The 6072-nt window shown below is 65.2% G+C and carries 5 protein-coding genes; all 5 read right to left on the bottom strand.

The annotated features are described in order from the left end of the window. Nucleotides 1-728 precede the first annotated feature (728 nt). Nucleotides 729-1931, bottom strand: a complete 1203-nt coding sequence (locus AC3AYF_RS17165; protein WP_295040965.1) for an O-succinylhomoserine sulfhydrylase — start codon at nt 1929-1931, stop codon at nt 729-731. A 52-nt stretch (nt 1932-1983) separates the two neighbouring features. Continuing rightward, entirely contained in the window at nt 1984-3495 is a 1512-nt protein-coding gene (purF, locus tag AC3AYF_RS17160) for an amidophosphoribosyltransferase (RefSeq protein WP_295040963.1), read from the bottom strand. A 162-nt stretch (nt 3496-3657) separates the two neighbouring features. Next, nucleotides 3658-4269, bottom strand: coding sequence for a CvpA family protein (locus tag AC3AYF_RS17155; protein WP_295040961.1), 612 nt, complete (start codon nt 4267-4269; stop codon nt 3658-3660). Beyond that, nucleotides 4269-5012 carry an SPOR domain-containing protein gene (locus tag AC3AYF_RS17150; RefSeq protein WP_295040959.1) on the bottom strand — a complete coding sequence of 248 codons (744 nt, stop codon included), beginning with the start codon at nt 5010-5012 and terminating at the stop codon, nt 4269-4271. Before AC3AYF_RS17150 ends, AC3AYF_RS17155 begins: the two co-directional genes overlap by 1 nt. Nucleotides 5013-5073: 61 nt before the next feature. Continuing rightward, the coding region (locus AC3AYF_RS17145; protein ID WP_487780074.1) for a bifunctional folylpolyglutamate synthase/dihydrofolate synthase at nt 5074-6072 on the bottom strand (999 nt) is incomplete at its 5' end.

Here is a 6072-nt window from a genome sequence, read left to right as displayed (position 1 = left end):
CCCCAACCCGATCGCGTATTACCCCACACGGCGTATCTCCCATTCGTCCCGATTCAGCATACTGCCTCACGGTCAGGAAGCTAGAGCGGGATCCGTAAAATGATTGGTGACGAGCGGGAAACAATAAGACGGAGACACGAGCCGGTTTCCCGCCTCATCTCGGCGACAGCCGACGGAGCCTTCCGCGGACGCACCGGCGTACATCGCATCGAGGGAAGAACGAGGGGGAACGCGCTGCCACCCGGACGCGAGGCAGCGCGGCCATCAATACCTGACATGACAGTCGGTGTGGTGGGCAGATATCGTCAAAGCCATCGAGGAATCGATGGCCGCTTCGCTTTCAATGACTGAATATGCTGCTATCGGACTTTTTGGAGGCCTTTGCAGCCTTCTTCTCCTTGGCTGTCAGGAGGGGCTTCTTCTTGGTGTCCTTCTTGCTGTCTCGTCCTTTGCTCATCACATTTTCCTCGCCCGAATACGACCCAGTTGGTCAACCCGGCGGCTGCGACCCACGTGATGATGATTTCAGCCAGCCAGGCCGACGTGACAACGTCAGTATGGCCCCACGAACGAACAATAGATAGCAATGGCCAACCGAAACCCGACCGTCAAAACCGACAAGGCTCCAGCGCAACCGCCGGAGCCTTGCTCCCTTTGGGAAGGCGCCTTATCGGGCACCCCAGGTTAGCGCCCACCAACCTGACGCGCCAGGCCGGCCCCCTCGCCGGCTAGAGCAATTTCAGCCCGCGTGCGACATCGGCCTTGAGATCGTCTAGCGTCTCCAGCCCGACGGCGATGCGAATCAGGCCGTCCCGGATGCCGGCGGAAGCGCGCTGCTCGTCGCTGAGACGGCCATGGGTGGTGGTGCCGGGATGGGTGATGGTGGTCTTGACGTCCCCCAGGTTGCCGGTGATCGACATCAGGCGAGTGTTGTCGATCACCGTCCACGCCGCCTCCTGGCCGCCCTTCACCTCGAGCCCCATCACCGCCCCGAAGCCCCGCTGCTGCTGCCTGGCCAGCGCATGCTGCGGGTGGCTCCCGAGGCCGCTGTAGTGGACACGCTCGATGGCCGGCTGCGACTCCAGCCACTCCGCGAATGCCAGCGCGTTGCGGCTGTGGGCCTCCATCCGCAGGCTGAGCGTCTCCAGCCCCTTGAGGAAGATCCAGGCGTTGAACGGGCTCATGCACGGGCCGCAGGTGCGAACGACGCCGTAGAGTTGCTCGAGCTCCTGGTCCCGCCCCACGACCGCCCCGCCGATCGCCCGGCCCTGACCGTCGAGATACTTGGTCGCCGAGTGGATGACCAGGTCCGCCCCCAGCTCCAGCGGCCGCTGGTGCGCCGGGGTGAGGAAGCAGTTGTCGATCGCAAGCCAGGCGCCGTGGCGGTGGGCCAGTTCGGCCAGCGCCGCGATGTCGACCAGCTCGTTGAGCGGGTTCGACGGCGTCTCCGCGAAAAGCAGTCTGGTCCGGGGCGTGATCGCCGCTTCCCACTGCGCCAGATCGTTGAGTTCGACATACCGCGGCACCACGCCGAACTTGGCGAGATACTTGTCGAACAGGGCGATGGTCGAGCCGAACACCGAGCGCGACACGATGACTTCGTCGCCCGCTTCCAACAGCGCCAGCACGGTGGAGAGGATCGCGGCCATGCCGGAGCTGGTGGCGACGCAGCGCTCGCCGCCCTCGAGCGCCGCCAGACGCCGTTCGAAGGTGCGTACCGTGGGGTTGGTGAAGCGGGAGTAGACGTTGCCCGGTTCCTCGCCCTTGAACTTGCGCGCCGCCTCCGCAGCGCTGCCGTAGACGAAGCTGGAAGTCGGGAAGATCGGCTCCCCGTGCTCCTGCTCGTGGGTGCGCTCGTGCCCCGCGCGGATCGCCAGCGTCTCCAGGCCGAACGTCTCCAACCCCGGCGTGAGGTCGTCGTCAAAACTCATCCTGCAGCTCCTGAAAGCAGGACCCGATGAGCGAATCATCGGGTCGGAAGGTTCAATCGTCTTCGATATCGTTGTGCAGGTCGACCACGGCGTTGAGGCTCTCGCGCTGCTTGGCGGCATCGTTGCGCGAAGCCTCCAGCGCGGCGAAATAGGCCTCGTCGACATCGCCGGTCACGTAGCTGCCGTCGAAGACGGAACAGTCGAAATCGTCCAGTGCCGGATTGACTTCACGACAGGCGGCCTTGAGATCCTCCAGATCCTGATAGATCAGCTTGTCGGCGCCAATCAGTTCGCTCACCTCGGCATCGGTACGACCGTGAGCGACCAGTTCGGTAGCCACCGGCATGTCGATGCCGTAGACGTTGGGATAGCGCACCGCCGGCGCGGCGGAAGCGAAGTAGACCTTGTTGGCACCGGCGTCCCGCGCCATCTGGATGATCTGCTTGCAGGTCGTACCACGCACGATGGAGTCGTCCACCAGCAGCACGTTCTTGCCTTCGAACTCGCTGGCGATGGCGTTGAGCTTCTGGCGGACCGACTTCTTGCGCTGGGTCTGGCCCGGCATGATGAAGGTCCGCCCAATGTAGCGGTTCTTCATGAAACCTTCACGGAAGGTCACCCCGATGTGCTGGGCCAACTCCAGCGCCGTGGTCCGGGAGGTATCCGGAATCGGGATCACCACGTCGATATCGTGGTCCGGCCATTCCCGCTGGATGCGGTCGCCCAGCTTGCGCCCCATCTGCATCCGGGTGCCGTAGACGTAGGCACCGTCGAGCATGGAGTCGGGACGCGCCAGGTAGACGTGCTCGAAGATGCACGGTGTCAGCCGCGGCTTGTCGGCACACTGCTGCGTGTGGATGTTCTTGTCCATGTCGACGAAGATCGCTTCGCCCGGTGCCAGGTCGCGCACCAGCTCGAAGCCGGCGACGTCGAGCGCCACCGACTCGGAGGCGATCATCACCTCCTGGCCCTCGGCGGTCTGGCGCGTGCCGTAGACCACCGGCCGGATGCCATGGGGGTCGCGGAACGCCACCAGACCGAAGCCGTTGATGATCGCGACCGCCGCGTAACCGCCACTGCAGCGACGATGGACGCGGCGCAGCGCGTCGAAGATGTCTTCCGGGGTGAGGTATAGCCCCTGCTTGCCCAATTCGTGGGCAAACACGTTGAGCAGCACCTCGGAGTCGGAGCTGGTGTTGATGTGACGCAGGTCGGAGGAGAACAGCTCCTGCTTGAGCTGTTCCGAGTTGGTCAGGTTACCGTTGTGGGCCAGGGTGATGCCGTAGGGCGAATTGACGTAGAACGGCTGGGACTCGGCCTCGCTCGCGGAGCCCGCGGTCGGGTAGCGCACATGGCCGATCCCCAGGTGGCCCTGCAGACGCTTCATGTGGCGCGTATGAAACACGTCACGCACCAACCCGTTGTTCTTGCGCAGCAGAAAGCGACCCTCATCCCAGGTCATCATGCCGGCGGCGTCCTGTCCGCGGTGCTGCAAAACCGTCAATGCGTCATAGATCAACTGATTGACCGCTTCATTGGCCATGAGGCCTACGATACCGCACATGCCGCCTTACCTCGCTTGGTCGCACCCTTCCGGGAAACAGTGCACGAATGTCTGCACGGGCGAGTCGCCAGATCGAAACCCTCGACATGACCCCTGAGTTGCGGTCCTGCGCTCCGGGCATCTGGCACTTCATGCCGCTCGTCTATTCGTTCATCGCTTCCTTCAGGGCGCCGGTTTTTCGGTCGGACCGGGGATCGGAATGGTCACACCCCGGCCGTTCTGACTGGATGAAGAATTGTCGCTTTGCGGCAGCGTCATCGGCAGTTGCCGCATGGCGTCCTCCGCAGCCGTCGTATCGACGTCCCAGCCCTGCAACTGCACCACCGCCCACTCGCGCAGGGATTCGAATGACGGCCTCAACTGCGCCTGCTGCCACGCCTGCAGCTGCGCCAGCGGCGTCAGCCCGATGACGACGGTGACGATCACCAGGATCGCCGCTCCCCGGGCCAGGCCGAAGGCCGCGCCGGCCAGGCGATTGAAGAAGCCCATGCCGACCCACTCGACCGCCGCATTGAGCAGCCGGATGATGAAGCCGCAGATCATCACCACCACGAAGATGATCAGCACGAAACCCAGTACCAGTCGTGCGTCGGGGTGGGAGATGTAGGGCGCCAGCAGATCGGCGATCGGTTGGGCGAATATCCGCGCCGCCAGCAACGCCACGATCCAGGCCCCGAGTCCCAGCGCCTCTCGCACCAGGCCACGCATGAAACCTGCCAGCATCGATATCGTCAATACCAGCAGGAAGGCATAGTCGAGCCAGGTCAGTGTCATCAGCTACCCGGCTTGCGGATCAGCAGCCCCTGGATATTGGCGGCCTGCTTGAGCTCGGAGCGCGCCTTCTCGCCAGCGTCCGACGACGAGAACGGCCCCACGTAGACCGTGGTCAGGTTGTTGTCCCGGGGCTGGGAATATGCCGCGAAACCCTGCTCCTTGAGCTTGGCAGCCAACCGTGTGGCGTTGTCTGACTGGCCGAAGCTGCCGACCTGGACCACCCAGCCACCATCGCTGCTCGCGGGAGTACGCTCGGACGTCGAAGCCTGCTGCGGAGAAGACGACTGGCTGGCGGCGGGCTTGGCCAGTTCAGGTTCAGGCTCCGGTTCCGGCTCGGGCTGGCGGGACGCCGGTTGCGGCTGTTCGGACTGCGCGATATCGGCGATCGGATCATCACCGTCATTGGCGGACGATCCGCCGCCGGCAGCGCCGTTCTGGCCAAACGAGTCGTCGCCGCCGGCACCCAGCTGGCTGCGCGTATCCGGCTCCGGCACGGGAGCGCCATCCGTACCGCCACTGCCGGCGCTGGTGCCACCGTTGGTGGCGACCGACTTGGGCGGCTGCGGTGACTCGATGATGCGCTGACGTGTCTCGCCCCCCTCGATCGGCTGTTCGATCACCATGACCGGGCCCGGCTCCTGCTGGCGCGGTTCGGGATCGTCGAACAGCATCGGCAGAAAAATGGCCCCCAGCGCGACGAGAATGACCGCGCCACTGATACGTTCACGCCATCCATACTTCATAGGACCTGGACCTCCTTAGACATGCTTCGACAGCCGCTCGATCATGCTGTGATCGAATTCACTACGCGTCGTCATTCATCCGGAGCTGGAGCGCCTCGAGCGCGCCGGCCACGGTCAGAAACGAACCGCATACTAACACTTCTTCATCCGGCGCAAGACGTGGCGCCAGCCAGTCGACGGCCGCCGCCGGCGACGATGCCGCCGACAATGTCTTCCCGCCCAGCGCGGCGACGACCGTGGCAAGCTCCTCACCCGTGCGGCCACGGGGGCCCGACAAGCCCACCGGCAGCCACACGTCGACCACCGGCGCCAGCGCCTCGATCAGCGCCTCGGCTTCCTTGTCCCTGAGCACGCCGAGCAGTCCGATACGGCGTACCGGTCGCGGACGCCGGGCCAGCCGCGATCCCACGTAACGGGCCGCATGCGGGTTGTGCGCCACGTCGAAGCACCAGTTCCCCAGCCACTGCAGCCTGCCCGCCAACGCCACGGTCGACATCGCCAGGCGAGAGTCGGCCTCTCGTGGCGGCACACCGCAGAGGCTCAGGGCCTTTAGGGCGACGGCGGCATTGTCCAGCGGCAACCCCGGGTCGGGCAAGCTATCGAGACGATAGCGACCCTCCGCTTCCGGCCGCCCCTGCCAGGACCATTCACCATCGCCCGCTTCGGCGTGATCGAAATCGCGGCCAAGCCAGTAGGCGGCGACGCCAAGCGACTCGGCGCGACATGAGACGCTGGCCGGCAACTGCCGGCTGCCGAACACCGCCGGGCGCCCCTCGCGCAGGATACCGGCCTTCTCGAAGCCGATACCCTCGAGATCGGTGCCGAGAAAATCCGCGTGATCCCGGGCGATGGTGGTGATGATCGCCACGTCGCTGTCGATCACGTTGACCGCATCCAGCCGGCCGCCCAGCCCCACCTCGAGAATGGCCAGTTGGGGGCGGGCGTCGGCGATCGCCGCCAGTGCCGCCAGGGTGCCCGCTTCGAAGTAGGTCAGGCTGACCGGGTCGCCGGCCAGGCGCGCCGCCTCGACGCGCTCGAACCCGTCGACCAGCAGTTCGTC

It is taken from the genome of Salinicola sp. (genome assembly GCF_982684285.1).
The sequence above is the reverse complement of the archived record's forward strand: the minus strand, read 5'-3'. Positions and strand labels throughout refer to the sequence as shown.

What these genes read in the sequence shown, in the direction of transcription:
- AC3AYF_RS17165 (WP_295040965.1), bottom strand. Translation starts at nt 1,931, where the DNA reads ATGAGTTTTGACGACGACCTCACGCCGGGGTTGGAGACGTTCGGCCTG.
- purF (WP_295040963.1), bottom strand. Translation starts at nt 3,495, where the DNA reads ATGTGCGGTATCGTAGGCCTCATGGCCAATGAAGCGGTCAATCAGTTG.
- AC3AYF_RS17155 (WP_295040961.1), bottom strand. Translation starts at nt 4,269, where the DNA reads ATGACACTGACCTGGCTCGACTATGCCTTCCTGCTGGTATTGACGATA.
- AC3AYF_RS17150 (WP_295040959.1), bottom strand. Translation starts at nt 5,012, where the DNA reads ATGAAGTATGGATGGCGTGAACGTATCAGTGGCGCGGTCATTCTCGTC.